Source organism: Pseudoalteromonas sp. APAL1 (genome assembly GCF_021532475.1).
GTDB classification, from domain to species: domain Bacteria; phylum Pseudomonadota; class Gammaproteobacteria; order Enterobacterales; family Alteromonadaceae; genus Pseudoalteromonas; species Pseudoalteromonas lipolytica_C.
Map to the genome: position 1 here is coordinate 1 of NZ_JAKGAW010000043.1, position 19410 is coordinate 19410.

The 19410-nt window shown below is 41.3% G+C and carries 13 protein-coding genes and 1 pseudogene; 7 read left to right on the forward strand and 7 right to left on the reverse strand.

From position 1 onward, the window contains the following. Window positions 1-183: 183 nt before the first annotated feature. Together L1264_RS17120 and L1264_RS17125 are read right to left on the reverse strand one after the other, a co-directional pair. On the reverse strand, window positions 184-1014 hold the full coding sequence (locus L1264_RS17120) for a CvfB family protein (RefSeq protein ID WP_199526447.1): 831 nt from the start codon (window positions 1012-1014) through the stop codon (window positions 184-186). A 2-nt stretch (window positions 1015-1016) separates the two neighbouring features. Further along, entirely contained in the window at window positions 1017-2342 is a 1326-nt protein-coding gene (locus L1264_RS17125; protein WP_199526448.1) for a DEAD/DEAH box helicase, read from the reverse strand. 200 nt (window positions 2343-2542) lie between these two features. On the opposite strand from L1264_RS17125, the gene trhO reads away from it, so the two are divergent. The 7 genes and pseudogenes from trhO to L1264_RS17160 all read left to right on the forward strand — a co-directional run bounded on the left by trhO (window position 2543) and on the right by L1264_RS17160 (window position 12052). Then, the gene (gene trhO, locus L1264_RS17130; RefSeq protein ID WP_105174083.1) at window positions 2543-3550 is read left to right on the forward strand and encodes an oxygen-dependent tRNA uridine(34) hydroxylase TrhO; all 1008 of its coding nucleotides are present in this window, start codon (window positions 2543-2545) and stop codon (window positions 3548-3550) included. A gap of 236 nt (window positions 3551-3786) precedes the next feature. Beyond that, window positions 3787-4419, forward strand: coding sequence for an outer membrane beta-barrel protein (locus L1264_RS17135; protein ID WP_199526449.1), 633 nt, complete (start codon window positions 3787-3789; stop codon window positions 4417-4419). Between the two features lie 143 nt (window positions 4420-4562). After that, window positions 4563-4994, forward strand: coding sequence for a hypothetical protein (locus tag L1264_RS17140; RefSeq protein WP_199526450.1), 432 nt, complete (start codon window positions 4563-4565; stop codon window positions 4992-4994). Window positions 4995-5266: 272 nt separating this feature from the next. Further along, window positions 5267-6283 carry an efflux RND transporter periplasmic adaptor subunit gene (locus tag L1264_RS17145; RefSeq protein ID WP_199526451.1) on the forward strand — a complete coding sequence of 339 codons (1017 nt, stop codon included), beginning with the start codon at window positions 5267-5269 and terminating at the stop codon, window positions 6281-6283. Window positions 6284-6285: 2 nt separating this feature from the next. Continuing rightward, window positions 6286-9363: pseudogene (locus L1264_RS17150) on the forward strand (efflux RND transporter permease subunit). A gap of 83 nt (window positions 9364-9446) precedes the next feature. Beyond that, a complete protein-coding gene (locus L1264_RS17155) occupies window positions 9447-11345 on the forward strand; it encodes a DUF294 nucleotidyltransferase-like domain-containing protein (protein ID WP_235404283.1) in 1899 nt (632 codons plus the stop codon). Continuing rightward, a complete protein-coding gene (locus L1264_RS17160; protein ID WP_199526454.1) occupies window positions 11345-12052 on the forward strand; it encodes a 3'-5' exonuclease in 708 nt (235 codons plus the stop codon). The genes L1264_RS17155 and L1264_RS17160 overlap by 1 nt, the downstream gene beginning before the upstream one ends. A 106-nt stretch (window positions 12053-12158) precedes the next feature. Here L1264_RS17160 and L1264_RS17165 read toward each other — a convergent pair whose 3' ends face one another. The 5 genes from L1264_RS17165 to L1264_RS17185 form a co-directional block, all read right to left on the reverse strand. Further along, complete coding sequence (locus L1264_RS17165) at window positions 12159-13733, reverse strand: BCCT family transporter (RefSeq protein ID WP_199526455.1); 1575 nt, start codon at window positions 13731-13733, stop codon at window positions 12159-12161. 331 nt (window positions 13734-14064) lie between these two features. Beyond that, a complete protein-coding gene (gene asnB, locus L1264_RS17170) occupies window positions 14065-15732 on the reverse strand; it encodes an asparagine synthase B (RefSeq protein ID WP_199526456.1) in 1668 nt (555 codons plus the stop codon). A 365-nt stretch (window positions 15733-16097) separates the two neighbouring features. Beyond that, window positions 16098-17033: a biotin-dependent carboxyltransferase family protein gene (locus tag L1264_RS17175; protein ID WP_235404285.1), complete on the reverse strand. Its 936-nt coding sequence runs from the start codon at window positions 17031-17033 to the stop codon at window positions 16098-16100. Further along, the gene (gene pxpB, locus L1264_RS17180) at window positions 17030-17695 is read right to left on the reverse strand and encodes a 5-oxoprolinase subunit PxpB (RefSeq protein ID WP_199526458.1); all 666 of its coding nucleotides are present in this window, start codon (window positions 17693-17695) and stop codon (window positions 17030-17032) included. The genes L1264_RS17175 and pxpB overlap by 4 nt, the downstream gene beginning before the upstream one ends. Before the next feature lie 153 nt (window positions 17696-17848). Further along, entirely contained in the window at window positions 17849-19372 is a 1524-nt protein-coding gene (locus L1264_RS17185; protein WP_199526459.1) for a leucyl aminopeptidase, read from the reverse strand. Window positions 19373-19410 lie beyond the last annotated feature (38 nt).

A 19410-nucleotide genomic window follows, 5' to 3' on the forward strand; every position in this document is an offset into this window, starting at 1 on the left:
TACTTAGACCAAAAGGTGATCAGAGTTTTCACACAGTCTGTACACAATACCGACTTTCACATCTATGAAAAATACTCGAAATAGCGTTAGAAAGTTTACGGCTATCAAACCTATAAAAAATAAAAAAGAGTAAAGCGTTCACTTTACTCTTTCAGATAATTCACTATCTTGTTAACTCGCAACTTATTTCAACCTAATCGACGTTGCTTCAATCTCAATCAAACCTTGCTTAAACAAACCGCCAATGGCTTTTTTGTAGTTTGCTTTACTGGTTGAGAAAGTTTTTTTAATTGCTTCAGGGTCTGACTTATCACCTAAGTGAAGTACGCCGCCTTCGGCTTTTAATTTAGTTAAGATTTTTTCGCCTAAGTCGTTTACTTTGCCCATACCTGGCTTTTCAAGTAGTACGTCGATTTTGCCGTCTTCACGTACTTTTTGAATAAAGCCTTTTAAGCGCTGGCCAATAAATAGCTTTTTAAATACGGTGTTGTAGTAAACCACACCAATGTGGGCTTCGTTTACGAGTACTTTGTAGCCTAGGTCTGTTTTACCGGCAACGATTAAGTCAACTTCTTCCATCGTTGAGTAAGTTGGTTCATCTTTCGATAAAAACTTATTAAAGTTGCTTGATGCACAAATACGTTGGCTGGCGTTATCGAGATATAAGCGTACAAGATACGAGAAGCCTTCTTTCATTTTTGGCTTTTGTTCATTGTATGGCGCTAGCACGTCTTTTTCGAGGCCCCAATCCATAAACGCACCAGTGCTATTAATTGCTTTAACACGGAGTAGGGCATATTCGCCCACTTCAGCTAAAGGTTTTTTTGTGGTGCCGGTTGGGTGGCCTGCATGATCTAAATAAATAAATACTTGCACGCTGTCACCAGCTTCAAGTTCGTATTCAATTTCTTTACTTGGTAAAAATACTTCACCTAAGTCACGGCCATCTAAATAGGCGCCTTCGTTTGACATTTCGTTAACGAATAGTGTTTGGGTTGTTCCAAGAATGCTCATTATTATTCCTGTTCTGGTTTTTTCTTACGACGCATAGGTGAAAAACCATCGACATCAATAGGTGGTTTAATAGGCGTTTTCGGTTTTTTAGGGGCAGCTTTACGTTTTGGTTTAGCAGGCTTTGCAGCGACTTTTTTCTCTGCTTTATTCCAAACCGTTTGTGGTTTTTTCTCACGTAGGCCTTTAAATTTACCAACAAGGCCATCAACGGTGAAAAAGCTTAATTCATCATTTAAAAATGCTTTAATTGCTTTGTAGCTTGGCCAATCTTTCGGGCCTACTAACGAAATAGCAGTCCCTTTAAAGCCAGCGCGACCTGTACGACCAATACGGTGCACATACTCTTCAGCATGCTTTGGTAGGTCAAAGTTAATTACATGGGTCACGCTTAATAAATCAAGACCACGCGATGCAACATCGGTGGTGATTAAGATTTTAAAGTTTTCACGGCTAAAGGCATCCATGATTTCAAGGCGTTTGGCTTGGGTTAAGTCACCAGCGAGTGCTTGTGCTTTAAAGCCTTTATCAGTTAATAACTGACTTAGACGCTGAGTATCGGCACGTGTTGCGGTAAATATAATGCATTGGCCAACATTGTCTTGCTTTACAAAGTGCTCAAGTAGGGCTTCTTTGTGATCTAGATGATCAGCTAAATAAAGCTGCTGGGTAATGTCACTATGCTGCTCATTAGAAGCACTTAACAGTATTTGTTTTGGTGAACGTAATAAGTTACGTGACAGGGCATCAACTTGTGCATGGTCAAGCGTTGCTGAAAACAATAACGTTTGACGTAATCGGTGATCAGCAAGTTCGTTGATCATTTTAACTTGATCGGTAAAGCCTAAATCTAGAATACGGTCAGCTTCATCAAAAATTAAAAGCTCTAAGCCTGAAAGCTGTAATGAACGTTGACTTAAATGGTCAGCTAAACGCCCCGGTGTGCCCACTACAAAATGAGGGTCTTTGCGTAGCGCCTTAATTTGGTCATTAAAGTTTTCGCCACCGAGTATTTTAACGACACTAATATTTGTGCCGGCAATTAATAGTCTTAATTGGCTGTATACTTGGGTTGCTAATTCGCGGGTAGGCGCAACGATTAAAACGCGAGGGTCGCGTTTACTGAGTGCTTTTTGTTTCATTACACGCTGTACAGCAGGTAATAAAAACGCCAGCGTTTTGCCCGATCCTGTTTTTGACTGTGCAAAAATATCATGGCCTGCGATAGCTGTTGGTACCGCGTGAGCTTGAATGTCAGTGGGCTGGGTGATGCCTTGATGCGCAAGTTGTTTTTCGAGGCGTGTATCAATCCCAAGTTCAGTAAAATGCAATGCGTAATCTCCGATGAGCAAAATTTAGTAAATCCTGTTCATTATAACGTACTTGCCTCGCTAGGAGACAGTAAAAACACAGCTATTTCGCATCAGTTTTTGCAATTATCGCTAATTCGCGTAAAATACGCGCCCTCAATGCGCCGGATTTACGATTCGGTTAACGCCCCACATGGGCATTTAAGGCAAAAGGTAAAACCATGACTGCTGTTCATAAAGACAATGTAACCAGCGAGCACTTTGTTGTGTGCGCACTCTACAAATTTGTAGCCCTTCCAGATTTTGAAGCTATTCGCCAACCATTACTTAAAGTGATGGAAGACAATGAAGTACGCGGTACTTTGTTACTTGCGGCTGAAGGTATCAACGGTACTGTTTCTGCTAAGCGCGAAGGTATTGATAACCTATTAGCATGGTTAGATGCACAACCAAACCTAGATAACATTGTGACTAAAGAGTCATACGATGACGAATGCCCGTTCTACCGTACTAAGGTAAAACTTAAAAAAGAAATCGTAACTATGGGTGTTGAAGGTATTGACCCACGTGAAGTAGTGGGTACATACGTTAAGCCTGCTGATTGGAACGCGTTAATTTCAGACCCTGAAGTGATTCTTATCGATACGCGTAATGATTACGAAATCGAGATCGGTACTTTCCAAAATGCGGTTGATCCAAACACGAAGACATTCCGTGAATTCCCAGCGTGGGCAAAAGAAAACCTAGATCCAGCAAAGCACAAAAAAGTCGCTATGTTCTGCACCGGTGGTATTCGCTGTGAAAAATCAACTGCGTATATGAAAGAGCAAGGTTTTGACGAGGTATTCCACCTTGAAGGCGGTATCCTTAAGTACTTAGAAGAAGTACCAAAAGAAGAAACCATGTGGGAAGGTGAGTGTTTTGTATTTGATAACCGCGTTGCGGTAAATCACGACTTACAAAAAGGCTCTTACGACCAATGTCATGCGTGTCGTATGCCTATCACTGAAGAAGAAAAGCAAAAGCCTGAATACATGGAAGGTGTTTCGTGTCACCACTGTCACGACAGCCTAACAGAAGAGCAACGTGCTCGCTTTGCTGAGCGTCAAAAGCAAATCGAATTAGCACAAGCGCGCGGTGAAGGTCACATCGGTAACGAAGCGCAAGAAGTTCTTCGTAAGCGTAAAGAAGCTAAAAAAGCGCAAAAAGAAGCACAGCGCCAACAGTAACCTTTAGCAAATTTCTTATAAACCCCAGCATAGTCTGGGGTTTTTTTATGGATTATTTATTAGTTAGCTTTTTAAATATAGTTACTTTGTTTATTAAGTCACTGTAATTGCTATAAAAGCTACCATTTGTTCCTTATTAATGTACAATCTGCCGATTATTTATTTTAGATACCATCTCCAACACTATCTTTTCTTAATTTTAAAAAGTAAACGTTTGAAGTATAAGGATATATACAATGTACAAACTACTTACGGTGGCAATGTGTTCAATGCCATTTTTTGCTCATTCAGCGCTTAACGAAAATAAATTTGGTTACATTGGCATTGCTGCTCAAAAAAATTATTACGATGTTAATTTTATCCCCTTGATAGAGCAGCAAGAAATTTTACCGTTACGTTATGACTACAGTGACACAGGAACTGGGTTTAGAGGATTTGCCGGCTACCAATTTAATCAATATCTAGCAATAGAAGCAGGTTTTAGTGTGCTTGGCGAAGCCGAATTTAATGTATATAGCGAAACAACTAATCAAAGTGGTACGGTCGTTAAAAATTCTGTTTACAGCGGAGGGCTTGAAACCAATGCACTTGATCTGCGTTTACTTGGTACATACCCAATTACTGGCAATGTATTTGTTAGGGCGCATTTAGGTAGTGTACTTTGGGATAGTAATTTTAGCTTTCTACAAAAATTCTCTGATGATTACTTTATTGTTGATCAAAAAGACTCTGGAGTATCACTTTTAACCGGGCTAGGTATTGGTTATGCATTGTCTAGTGGTACGGCCTTAACACTTGATTATGAAAATACAAAAATTAATGATAGCAACACACATAATATCGTTGCTTCAATAGTGTTTAAGCTCTGATTTATCCGAGGATTTTTTAGTTGAGTTACCTAGTAATAAGTTAGTGCGCTTTTTTACACTTACCTACATATATCTCACAGTCCCTTACGAACTAAGTAGTTATTATTCTACCTAACAGCAATACTTTATAGGACTAAATGGGTATGAAGAAACTACTAGTGAGCTTATTATTACTAGGTGGCTGCGCGACACAAGGTGTTGATAGAGCCGATCAGCAGGTCATGATTAAAAAGTTTTACGCCAAAGTTGAAGATGTTAAACCTGTAAAACTGTCATCTAATGTAAAAACAGGCATTGTTGGTGGCTCTGCAATAGGGCTTATCGATGAATTAGATGGCAATCATGAAGATATGGTTGCTGGGGCATTAGCTGGTGCAATTATTGGTGGGCTTTTTACTGCCATTGCAGAGGGCAGCAACAATGCCTTTGAATACGCACTTAGATCAGAGCAAGAAGGGCGTTTTTCTGTTATTCAAAAGGACGAAATTGATCTTAATTCTGGTTGTGTAGAAGTGACTATTGCCTCAGAAGCGCGTTTAAAAACCGTGCCTGCAGTTAACTGTATTAATTTATAAGATTAATCTGCATTCATACAAACCAGTTTGAGGGATTAAACCTGTTGCTACATGCGTTTAAAGTGACTTAGTTATCTGTAAGGTTTTATTGCCTGAAAATAGCTCACTTAAATAAGCGATATTACAGATAGAAATGCGGCAAAATCAGCGCCGTATTTCTAATTATTCATTTTAACTTATCAATTTGTTTATTAAACGAAGCATCCTTTTTATTGATCACAAAGCTGTTACACTTCGTAACAATTAAAACGATTCTTATTTAGGTGACACTTTTGATAATTGGCAAATTGCATTCATGGACTTTTCTTGCCTTAATTAGTTGCGTATCAGTCGCTGAGGCTGCAAACGTAGTTGTTGAATCAGTTACGCTTGAAAAAGCAAAACAACAAATAAAAGCAGTTGGTAGTGCTGAAGCTGTGCGTTCTGTAACCTTATACCCTGCGGTTGGGGACAGGGTGACTGCTGTTCACTTCAAACCCGGTGACAATGTCAAAAAAGGAGATTTGCTACTTGAGCTTGATTCGCGCAGGCAGCAAGCTGCTCTTTTAGAAGCACAAATAACGTTAAATGACACAGAGCGAACAATGAAGCGGCTCGAAGAAAGCCATGCTCGAGGTGCTGTACCACAAAGCGATTTAGACGATGCAAAAACGTTGCATGAGCTTGCGAAAGTGCAGTTGATGCAAGCAAAAACAGAGCGTGAAGACCGCGAAATTCGTGCTCCGTTTAGTGGTGTGATGGGGCTAACAGATGTAGAAGTTGGCGACCGGATCACAACACAGACTGCGATTGCAACGATTGATGATGTATCAACACTGTACATTAACTTTAATGCACCAGAAGCAGCAATTGATGTTTTAAAGGAAAAATCAGCTGTTGAAGTGATCCCTTGGCTAGGCGACAAAACTTACAGCGCACAAGTTGCCCAGTTAGACTCTCGTATTAATCCTCAATCGCGCACCTTAAGAACCAAAGCAAAGTTAAATAATGAATCTCATCAGTTTATGCCTGGTATGAGTTTTCGTGTGCATATTAATTTACTTGGTGAAGAGCATGCAGTGGTTCCTGAAGCTGCCATGATGTGGGGAGCTGCGGGCCCTTACGTGTGGAAAAGTGTTAATAAAAAAGCCACACGTGTTGATGTTAAAATTGAACAGCGTTTAGCCGGTCGGTTATTGGTATCTGGTGGCTTAAAAGAAGGTGATTTATTGGTTACTGAAGGCGTGCAACGTTTACGCCCAAACCAAGAGCTTACTTTTATGAATGAAACAACGCTTGCCAAGGAGTGATAATGAAACAGCAACCTATGATGGAAGATTTACCATCAATGGCGATACGTCGGCCCGTATTAATCGTGGTGCTGAATTTGTTAATCATCATAGCGGGTATTGCCGCTATTGCTGGTATTGAAATACGTGAACTACCAGATGTAGACAGGCCACGCATTACTGTTTCAGCATCGTTTCCTGGGGGCTCGCCTGAAACCGTTGATACCGAGGTAACCAGTAAACTTGAGGGGGCTGTTGCTCGGGTAAGTGGTGTTAAAACAATTCGTGCGCAAAGTGAAGAAAATAATGCCCGTATTGTAGTTGAGTTTCGCCCGGGTGTTAATCTAGATGATGCAGCCAACGAAACGCGCGAATCGGTTGCCCGTGTACAGCGAGAATTGCCCGAAGAAGTAGAGCGTGTATCTATTATTAAAGCTGATAACGATGCCGAAGCGGTGGTATCGCTAACGGTATCAAGCGACAGCTTATCATTAGAAGCACTCACTGAACGCGTTGATGTTGACTTAGCCCCGCAGTTTTTAACTATTCCTGGGGTTGCCGATGTTCGCTTAAATGGCGACCGAGAGCGGGTGCTTAGAGTGCGCATCGACCCACTTAAGCTAAGCAGCTTTAACCTTACGGTACCAGATATTGCCAATGTACTTCGCCAAGCTCCCTTTGATGTGCCTGCAGGTAGTTTAAAATCAAGCGATCAACAGGTGATTGTTCGTGCCGATGCTACGTCAATATCAGCTGAACAAGTGGCAGATATTATAGTGCGTGACGATACCCGTATTGGTGATGTTGCTGCAGTGTATTTTGGCCCAGCTGATCCGCGTTCATTCGTACGATTAAATGGGACGCCAGTCATTGGCATGGAGATAATACGCCAAGCTCAATCAAATACTATCGAAATTTCTGATGAAGTGCTGACATTAATCGAACGTATGAGAGTACGTTTTCCTGAAATGGAATTTACCTTAACCTCCGACGATGCGCAGTTTATTAGAAGCTCAGTGGATGAAGTAATAAACTCTCTATTACTGACAGTGATGTTAGTAGTGATCACACTTTGGGTGTTTATTGGCTCATGGCGAGCAACGCTCGTCCCCGCATTTGCCATACCTGTTGCGTTAATTGGTTCTTTAGCACAGATTTGGGCGCTTGGTTTTTCGATTAATATCTTAACTTTGTTGGCGCTGGTATTAGCGACAGGCCTTATTGTAGATGATGCGATTGTGGTCAGTGAAAATATTCAACGTCAGCGTGGCTTAGGCCTTGGCCGAAGAGCTGCGGCTGTAATTGGCACCCGCGAAGTATTTTTTGCTGTGGTGGCAACAACCGCTGTATTAGCAGCTGTGTTTGTGCCGATTGCCTTTTTGCCTTCAACAGCAGGGCGACTATTTAGAGAGTTTGGTGGTGTGCTTGCTGGAGCTGTGATTATATCAAGCTTTGTAGCGCTTTCTTTAGTGCCTGCACTAACCTCAAAACTGAAATTAAAGCAGGGTGGTTTTCATCCTTTTGCAAAAGTTGGGCATGCTTTAGCGAATATATACAAACGCTCAATTCATGGCGTACTTAAACATGCATGGCTAACATTTTTTGCTTGCTTACTCGTTGCAGCAGGCTCTGGTGCGCTGTATTTCAATTTAGATAATGAATTATTGCCGACAGAAGACCGCGGTAAAATTCGCATTTTCGCCCGTGGCCCAGATGGTGTAGGCCTTAACTTTATGGACAGGCAAGCGGTGCAAATGGAAGATATTTTACTGCCCTATGTTGAAAGTGGTGATATTGAGTCAATTTATACCGTCGTTGGGCAATGGGATCCGAATATCGTATTTATCACTGTGCCGTTAAAGCATTGGGACGAATGAAATTTTAGTCAGCAAGAAATTATCAATAAAATTCGTGGACCTTTAGGAAACATTCCAGGTGCGGCTGGTTACCCAGGTGGTTCAAATAGTTTGAACTTGCGTGGTCAAGGCGGTGGTATTGAGCTTGCATTATTGGGGCAAGATTACCTTGAGATCTTTAAAGCGGCACAAAATTTCTCGGCAGAAATAGAAAAAGCCTTGCCAGAAGTGGCGCCAGTACGTATCTCGTACCAACCGTCACAACCGCAATTACGGGTTAATATTGATAGACGTCGTGCTGAAGAGCTCGGCGTATCGCTCAGTGATATATCTATTACGCTTAGAGCAGCCATTAACGGCGATGACATTGCTGATTTAAACATCGGCGACCAATCAATCCCTATTATGCTGCAAGCACAAAACCAAACTATTACAAACCCAAGTGACTTAGCAAACTTATATGTTGGGGGTCGTAATGGTCAGTTAGTGCCACTGAGTAGTGTGGCAACCATTACAGAAGAAGGTGTTGCAGCAGAACTAGAGCGCCATGCTCAGCGCCGAGCAATCGAATTAAGCATGGAAATGCCAGATGATATTACTATTGCCGAAGTTGTAAATAAAATCCGTGAAATATCAGAGCAAAACCTGCCAGCTGGTATAAGTTTAGCCTTTAAGGGTGAGGCACTCACCTTTGAAGAAACGGCTAATGAAGTCTTGATCACCTATATTTTGGCATTTTTGATTGTATTACTTGTTTTAGCTGCGCAATTTGAAAGTGTTAATAGTGCCATTGTAGTGATGATCACTGTGCCATTTGGCATTACATCGGCCATTTTGGCCTTGTATCTAACGGGTACATCATTGAACATTTATTCACAAATAGGTTTGGTCATGCTTATTGGCTTAATAGCTAAAAATGCTATTTTGCTGGTGGAATTTGCTGACCAATTACGAGATAAAGGTCGCAGTGTTAGAGAAGCAGTTGAAGAAGCTGCTCTTGTGAGGTTACGCCCAATTGCGATGACCTTAGTGTCAACTTTGCTAGGTGCATTACCACTTATATTATCCACCGGTGCCGGTGCCGAAGCGCGTAACGCGATTGGTTGGGTGGTATTTGGTGGTTTAGCATTAGCAGTGCTGTTCACATTATACCTTACACCTGTGATTTATCTTGGTTTAGCGCGCTTTACCAAACCTCGTGGTGATGAGTCGAAACTTCTGGCCGAAGAACTAGAAAAGGCTTAATCCATTTAAATCTGCTATTTTTTCTTTGAAAAAATAGCAGATTACACTCACAATCAAGGAAAAGCTCAAAACTAGGTACGCTTATGCAAGCCGAACACGTCGACATAGCACAATTTTTAAGTGATCATGCTCCATTTGATGATTTACCCGAAGAAGCGGTTAACACTCTCGCTTCACAAGTAGAGATAGCCTACTTCAGAGCGGGAACACAAATCCTTAATTACGGCGATGACATTGCCGATTTATATGTAATTAGAACCGGAGCCGTCGAAATGTATCGACGCGATGGTGATTTGTATAACCGCTTAACTGTCGGTGGTATTTTCGGACAAATGGGTTTGCTGATGAACCGCAAAGTCCGATTTCCTGCCAAGGCCCTCGAAGACACCTTAGTGTATTGCATTAATGTAGAGCTATTTAATCAATACTGTGATGAATACGAAGCCTTTGCAGACTTCTTTGAAGCTGATGGCAATGTGCGTCTTCATCAGGCCATTGTAGAGCAGGCTGACAGTAATGATTTAACAACTGCAAAAGTTAAATCATTACTGCACAGAGATGTCGTGACCGTTGCAAAAGACGCGTCTGTGCAAATGGTTGCTCAATTGATGACACAAGAGTCGGTATCGTCTGTATTAGTAACAGATGCCGATAAACCCATCAGTGATGATCCCGACGATGATGATGGTCAAGTAGTTGGCATAATTACAGACCGAGATTTGCGCACCAGTGTGATTGCTGAAGGCTTAAGCTACGAATCACCTGCCGAGCAAATTATGCAAACGGATCTCATCTTACTCGATAGCAACGCCTATGTGTTTGAGGCTGTGCTTGCTATGCTCAGAGATAACATTCATCACCTACCTGTCGTTGTTAAGAAAAAGCCCATCGGTGTTATTTCTTTATCTGACATTTTGCGATATGAATCACAAAGCAGTTTATTGTTAGTGCGGGGTATTTTAGCTCAGCAATCTGTTGAAGATTTAGCGCATTATGCACGTCAGCTACCTAACGTGTTTGTACGCATGGTAAACGAAGACGCTAACTCTCATATGATTGGTACAGCAATGGCTGTAATAGGGCGTACCTTTAAACAGCGTTTACTTGATTTAGCCGAAGAAAAATTTGGCCCGCCGCCCATTCCTTATTGTTTTATTGCATTAGGTTCAATGGCTCGTGATGAGCAATTAATTGTTACCGACCAAGATAACGCCATTATCCTTGATAATAGCTTTAACGAGGAATTACATGACGAATATTTTCAAAAGCTCGCTGACTTTGTCTGTGATGGTTTAGCCGAATGTGGCTATAAATACTGCGAAGGGGAAATCATGGCGTCATTTAAAAAGTGGCGTTTAACTCGTGAGCAGTGGAAAGAGCAATTTGCAGGCTGGATGGCAGAACCAAAACCACAGGCTTTATTACACAGCTCTATCTTTTTTGATTTAGATGGCGTTTACGGTAAAACCAAATGGGCTGATGAGCTCAAACGATTTATTGCAACTGAAGGGCGTAAGAATAAGCGTTTCTTGGCTAACCTTGCAGCCAATGCCCGTAACAGAACACCGCCTTTAGGTTTCTTTAAAGATTTTGTGCTAGAGCATAATGGTCAGCATAAGCCTTCTATGAACTTAAAACGCCGCGGTACTGCGCCATTATCAGATGTAATTCGTGTTCATGCTTTAGCAATAGGCAGTCGTAAACAAAATTCATTCGAGCGTTTAGAAGATATCATCGAAGCAAAGCTTTTACCCGCAGGGAAAGCGCAAGATCTTCGAGATGCCTTAGAATACATTTCGATGGTTCGTATTCGCCACCAAGCATGGCAAATTGAAAAGTTAGACGAAGCCCCAGATAACGATCTTGAGCCACATTTACTATCGCCTTTTGAGCAGCGCAACCTTAAAGAAGCGTTTGCGATTTTAGATAAAGCGCAGAATTTCCTTAAATTCAGATACTCTGCCAATACAGGGATGAAGTAATGGCTAAACAAGGTGTAAAACTTGATTGGCCGACTCGGTATCAGCAGTTATTGGCGGCTAGCAAACAGCCGTTAATTCAAGAGTTTTATCAAGCCGCTATTTGTGATTTAAACATGCCAATTAGCGACGTACCCTTAGTGGCGCTTGATTTTGAGACGACCGGTCTAAATTTTCAAAATGACGATATAGTCAGTGTTGGTTTAATTCCATTTAATGCTAGGCGCATCTTTTGTAAAGATAGCCAGCATTGGATTGTACAACCAAGACGTAAGCTCGCTGAAGAGTCGATCGTTATTCATGGTATTACCCATTCAGAAGTAAGTGACGCGCCAGATTTTTCATCTATTATGGAGCCATTACTAGCAGCATTAAAAGGTAAAGTCATAGTGGTGCATTTTGCTCCCATTGAACGACACTTTTTGTATCAAGCGCTACAATCGCGATTGGGTGAAGGCCTTGAGTTTGCAGTAATAGACACGTTAGAGCTTGAAAGCAGGGCGCTTAGAGCAAAACAAGGTCTACTAGGTAGGTTGTTTAATTCTAAGCTTGATTCCGTTCGTCTTGCGGATTCTCGCATTCGTTACTCGTTACCTGCGTATCAAAACCATAACGCACTGAACGATGCCATTGCCACCGCAGAGCTGTTACAAGCGCAAATTGCTTATCATTACCGCCCAGATACATCGCTAAGTGAATTGCTCATATAGCGTGCTTAACAGCACAGACTTTATGACGAGTAATTTAAATTAATTGAGCAAAGCTTATAAATAAAAAACGCCGCATATAGCGGCGTTTTTTATTTAAAGGTAGTGGTTAGTTTCTTGGCTCTGTACGTAGACCAAGGATTAAACTTACACACATTAATAGCAATACAAAGGTAAACGGTAAGCCCGTAGATACGGCACCGGCTTGTAATGCTTCGATAGCTTGTGTGCCACCAATCCAAACAAGCGCTGCAGCAATCGCACCCTCGATTGTTGCCCAGAAAATACGTTGTGGCACTGGCGCGTCAACTTTACCACCGGCAGTGATAGAGTCGATAACTAAAGAACCTGAGTCAGATGACGTAATAAAGAACACGAGTACCAGCACAATTGCAATGAATGAAAGCACTTGCGACATTGGCAGGGCTTCAAACATTTGGAACATCGCAAGTGGTACATCAGTTAAACCTTTCTCACCTAGTACACCCACTTTATCAATAATTTGTTCAATAGCGATACCACCATAAATAGACATCCAGAAGATAGTCACAACGGTAGGCACAAGTAATACGGCAATTAAGAATTCACGAATTGTACGACCTTCAGATACACGCGCAATGAACATACCTACAAACGGTGACCATGAAATCCACCAAGCCCAGTAGAATACTGTCCAGCCGTGCATCCATGTTTCATCTTCACGGCCATGTGGGTTACTTAACGGAATAATGTTTTCAACATAACCCATAACAGTATTAGGAAGATTACCAAACGCTGCTGAAAAACCAACGAGAGCAACAAATACGAGTAACACAAATGCGATAACCATGTTTACATTACTAAGCAGCTTTACACCGCCGTCGATACCACGAACAACAGAGATCACTGCAAGTAGAGTAACACCAACAATAACGCCGATTTGTAGACCAATACCGCTATCAGTACCAAACACGTGGTTTATACCTGCAGCGGCTTGCTGTGCACCTAAACCAAGAGACGTTGCGAGACCAAATAAGGTGGCAAGTACAGCTAGAATATCAATAAGATGGCCCGGCCAGCCCCATGCTTTGTCACCTAAAATAGGATAAAAAATAGAGCGGATTGATAACGGCAGGCCCTTGTTGTAGCAAAAGAATGCTAACGAAAGCGAAACAACGGCGTAAATTGCCCAAGGGTGTAAACCCCAATGGAACATAGTTGCACCCATTGCTAATTTCGCAGCCTCTGGTGTGTTTGCTTCAACGCCGAGTGGTGTTTCGTACCAGCCTGTAAAGTAAGCGACAGGCTCTGCTACGCCCCAAAACATTAAGCCAATACCCATACCCGCAGCAAATAACATTGCAAGCCATGAAATACGAGAGTGAGTTGGGCGCGCTTCTTTACCACCAAGGCGGATGTTGCCGTATGGTGAAACAATTAACGCCAAGCAAAACAATACGAATAAGTTTGCTGACCACATAAAAAAGCCATCAAAATTATTAATAATGTCGTTTTTAATTCCATTCAGGGTTGTTTTTGCTGTTTCAGCATCTGACACAAGTGTTGCCACTAAAAATAGCGCAATTAAACCTGCACTAATGCCAAATACAGGGTTGTGCACATCAAAACCCCATTTTTGCACATTGTCCTGACCAACGGTGTAGTCGGTATTGTCGATACTGTACTTATCATGATGTTCGCTCATGAATACCTCTTGTTGTAGTTATATCTAGCAGAAAGCTAAACGGCCGGTTGGCACATCTCGGCTAACACTACTTATACGTATGAAACCGAAAAATAGTTTGTAGACGAACTAAATTTGTACCAAAGTTTAGTCTTTAGTGTAGGAGTTCGAAAAAAAATGTAAATGGTTTTGTCCCTAAACAGCCGAATAAATGCGGTTTTTTACGTTTTTTGTTGGAATTGTGAACAATTTGATGCAGTAGAGGATTAATTTGATGACAGTATTATTTCAAAACAAATTATTTCAGTTGAGAGGAAAGTGCTGCAAACACAGGGCTTGCAGCACAAAATTACTACTTTTTATAAGCGTCGTTATGAACGCCAGCAGCACGACCAGAAGGGTCAGCATTGTTTTGGAATGACTCATCCCAAGCAAGCGCTTCAGGTGTTGAACAAGCAACTGATTTGCCATGCGGAACACATTTTGCCGCTGCATCACCAGGGAAGTGCTCTTCAAAAATACTACGATAGAAATACGCTTCTTTAGAATCTGGCGTATTAATCGGGTATTTATATTTAGCGTTAGCAAGGTCTTGATCGCTTACTTGCTCGCTCACATACTCTTTTAAAGTATCAATCCAGTTATAGCCTACACCATCAGAGAATTGCTCTTTTTGACGCCATAACACTTCGTCTGGTAGATAGCCGTCAAACGCTTCACGAATAATGTGTTTTTCGATTTTACCGTCTTTACACATTTTCGCTTCAGGGTTGATACGCATTGCAACGTCTACAAATTCTTTATCTAAGAAAGGCACGCGTGCTTCTACACCCCAAGCAGCCATAGATTTATTAGCCCGTAAACAGTCAAACATATGTAGTTTAGACACTTTACGGTTTAGCTCTTCATGGAACTCTTGCGCATTAGGTGCTTTGTGGAAATAAAGGTAACCACCAAAAAGCTCATCAGCACCTTCGCCAGACAACACCATTTTTATACCCATGGCTTTAATTTGACGCGCCATTAAGTACATAGGAGTTGAGGCACGAATGGTTGTCACATCGTACGTTTCAATGTGATAAATCACTTCGCGAAGAGCATCAATACCTTCTTGAATAGTAAAGTGGATAGGGTGGTGAACCGTACCAATCATATCTGCAACTTTTTGTGCAGCTGCTAAGTCTGGTGAGCCCTCAAGACCAACTGAGAAAGAGTGCAGTTTTGGCCACCAAGCATCAGACTCGTCATTATCTTCGATACGTTTTGCGGCGAAACGTTGCGTGATAGCTGAAATAACCGATGAGTCTAAACCGCCTGATAATAGAACACCGTAAGGTACATCACACATTAGTTGACGTTTTACAGCTGCTTCTAAGCCTTCTTTAACATCGCTTGATTTAGCTTCGTTGTCTTTTACTGCGTCATAGCTTTGCCAATCGCGGCTGTAATACTTACGAAGTTGACCATCTTTGCTCCACAAGAAGTGACCCGGAGGAAACTCTTCAATGTGTTTACAAATTGGTGAAAGCGCTTTTAGTTCTGAAGCAACATAAAAATTACCATGCTCATCATGACCTGTGTAAAGCGGGATAATACCAATATGGTCACGACCTATTAGGTAGGCGTCTTGTTCTTCATCGTATAAACAAAAAGCGAAAATACCATTCAAGTCGTCTAAGAATTCAGGCCCTTTTTGTTTATATAAAGCTAAGATAACTTCACAGTCTGATTGAGTTTGAAACTTAAAGTCTGTTTCTAGATTTGCCGCAAGCTCTTTGTGGTTATAAATTTCACCATTTACAGCAAGGATATGTGTGCGCTCTGGATTATATAAAGGTTGAGCACCACTTGATACACCAACAATAGCAAGACGCTCGTGGACTAAAATAGCTTTATCAGATGAATATACGCCAGACCAGTCAGGTCCGCGGTGTCTTAAAAGTTTTGACATCTCAATTGCTTGACTTCGCAATTGGGCGGGATCAGATTTGATATCTAATACCCCAAATATTGAACACATAGTGACTCCTCATTCCAAATATGTGCGCAGTTAACAGAATTTATATAACTGCGAATGTTTGTTTTAACAGAAATAATTACCTAAGTCACACAGCTTTTTTAAATATTTGAGAATAAAATATGCACCAAGTGTTATTGCTTTGCACCAAAATGGGATGGCTGCCTAAGTTGTGAGCAATTTAAATACTTGATTTGAACAAATAGGCTGGTTTGAAGTGGTAAATAGCGCCATTAAAAGTGATGTTTTACGCACTGTTTTGGTGCGTTGCGTTAAGCAAACTAATTGTTCAATTTGTTAATTGAAGATGTATAGACAAGTGGGAGCCTTAAGAAAGCAAGTGGCAAGCCACTTGCTAATCAGATTAACTATTTGTTTTTGTATTTTAGCGCAATGGCTAATTGATTAAGGTGAGCTGTTAGCTTTTCTTTCGCCTTAAAAGCATCTGCTAGAGTAACAAACTTGAAATGTAAAAAATCACCTGGCTTTAATTGGGCAAAATGACGAAGATCAGCGTCGATCACAGTTCCTAGTAAAGGATAGCCACCGGTTGTTTGCGCATCATTCAATAATACAATTGGTTCACCATTTGGCGGTAACTGTATGCTGCCTGGTGCTACTGCCATCGATGGCAATGACACATCATACTCTAAGCTACACTCATCACTTAATAATCGTGTACCCATGCGGTTACTATTAGGTGATACATGCCATGAATGATTTATAAAATTAACTATGGTGTCTTTAGGCAAAACTGCAGCATGTGGGCCAGCATGTATGCGTATTTGGGTGCTTTTAGGTGGTAGCATTGCACCTAAACCGACTTTAGTGTTGTATTTTGGTATTACCTCAAAGCTGTCTCCAGATTTCAGTGCTTGTCCGGTTAGACCACCAAAACCAGCAGTTATATCTGTTGAGTAGGAATCTAATATAGGGTCAGGTAGCTGCCATTGTCCGCCTATAGCAAGGTAGCTTCTAAACCCATGACGTGCGGCATTTAGCTTTAACACATCACCTTTTTTAATGTAAAAACTCCAGCCTGGTTCAATCGCATTACCATTAACACTGGCTTTCATATCTGTTCCATGCAAGGCAATGTAGTAGTCGTTATCGAACTTAATTTCAGCAAGACCTAGTGTGATCTCAATGACTGGATTGTTGTCTGCGTTTCCAACTAATCGGTTTACTATGATCTGCGCATAAGGATCAATACAGCCAGATTGGCCAATTCCCAAATGACGAGCACCCACGCGGCCTTGATCTTGTATAGACATTTGCATGCCAGGTTTAACGATGGTGATCATTTTAACACCTCCTGAATAACAAACTCTAAGGTATCACCGGGTTTAACAGCACAGGGAGAGGTTGCATTAATATCGAATAATTTAAAGTCGGTGTGACCGATTATTTGCCAGCCACCGGGTGACGTTTCAGGATATACGCCTGTTTGCTCGCCACCAATAGCAACAGACCCTTTTGGCACTGAGATGCGCGGCTCGCTTCGACGTGGCGTATATAATTTAGGATCCAAGCCATCTAAGTAAGCAAAACCAGGTTGAAAACCTAAAAATAAAACAGGGTAGATTTTACTACTATGTAACTGCGCGACTTCGTCAACAGTTAAGTTGTGCTCTGCAGCTACATGAGCAATGTCAGGGCCATGTTGACCACCATATACGGTGGGTAGCTTGTGATGAGTTGATGCAAAATCTTTAGTCGAAGTCTCTTGCCACTGCTCAAGCAATAATGGCAGCCAACTTGCTAGCTTTTCAGACTCTTTTAGATACAGAGTTAAGTTGTTATTAGCTGGAACAACATCAACGAAATCTCCCGTCGATTGGCAAAATTGAGCCAGCGCCCAAATCTTTTTTTGTGTATTTAAGCCATGCTCAGCACTTTCATATGCATCGAAGAAGATACAATGCGTAGTGAGCGCCATAATCTTTGGTGTGCTTTTTGTCGTCATTGCAGGTCAATCTTATTATTATCCCTTGATACTATTTAGCATATAGGGTGAGTGCTAATGATGTAAATGAGTGTTTAATGTTAATTAGAAAAACTCATGATTGCCAAGCAGTTATAAAATCATTACAGCTGCTTGGCGTATTGCGATGTGTTATTACTTAGCGTTGTTTAAAAGCCAGTTTGATAACAAGCGAACACCATAACCAGTGCCACCTTCAGCTAACTCATCTTTAGCTTTGCTGTTAAGTGCATTACCAGCAATATCGATATGAACCCAACGGGTATCGCCAGCAAAGTTTTGTAAGAAACTTGCTGCTGTCGTTGCACCTGGACCATGCGAACCAATATTTTTAAGGTCTGCGATATCCGATTTTAGTGCATCTTCGTAACCTAGTGGTAAGCGCCATAAGTTCTCGTTAACCTGCTTTCCTGCAATTGTAAGTTGCTCAACAAGTTGGTCATCATCAGAGAAAACCGCTGCGTATTCATTACCTACAGCACCGATTTTTGAGCCAGTCAATGTAGCCACATCAATCATAATACTTGGTTTAAACTTGTCGCGGGCATACCACATTGCATCACTTAGCACTAAACGGCCTTCGGCATCTGTATTAACTATTTCAACGCTTAAACCTTCAGCTGTTCGAACAACATCACCAGGCGCTACAGAGAATTGTGATACCATATTTGCGGCCATACCCATTACAGCCACTACGTTGGTATCTGCTTTTGCAAGTGCCATTGCTTTAACGGTACCCAGTACTGCTGCTGCGCCTGCCATATCTGATTTCATGCGGGCAATCGAAGCACCTGTTTTAATACTATAACCACCAGAGTCGAAGGTAATGCCTTTACCAATCAATGCAATTGGGGTGTCTTTATTACCTTGGTAATGTGCAACAACTAAACGCGAACCTTCTTCACTGCCACGGCCAACAGCTTCTAACGCACCCATGCCTAATTTTTTAATTTGTTTTGGTTCTAAAACGGTAATTTTAACGCCTAATTTTTTTAACTCTTGTGCGGCTTTTGCAAAATCAGACGGCGTCATCTCAGTTGCAACTTCTGAAGTTAAGTCACGCGCTAAAAAGACACCTTGTTCAATGCTTTGTAGTAACTTATGGGTTTTGACCGCTTGGTCTAAATTTTCAACATCAACAGTATAGTTAACTACATGTGTATCTTTTTCTTTTTTGTATTGTTCAAAGCGGTGGTCACGTAAATTAGCACCATGTGCAAATTCAGCAGCGTATTTAGCATTGATTTCACTATCTTTAAGCTCTGAAAAATCAAGGCTCACAGTTGCTTGTTTTGCTGACTGTAATTTTGCATGAACATTACCACCAAGCTTTGCCATTTTAGCTGCATTAAGTTCAGCTTGCTCACCTAAGCCTACAAGCACAATACGTTGGTGTTCGCTGCCGTTTGGTGCAATAACTTCTAATGTTTTGCCATAGCCCGCTTTAAAGTCACTAAATTCGATAACTTTATTTAAGTGGTTTTGAGTTTCTGGTTTTAAGTAATTAAAGTTAGCAACTTGGCTATCTGTGTCTAAAAACAACACTAATGTGTTGTCTTTCGGTTGAATCGATTTTGCAAAAGTGAACTCTGCTGCATTAACTTGCGTAGCAAGTGTTATACCCAGAGCAAGAGCAGACAAACTGTGTGCAATTCTCATTTTTAATATCCCAATGTTAAAAAGCTGTGTTTTACCGT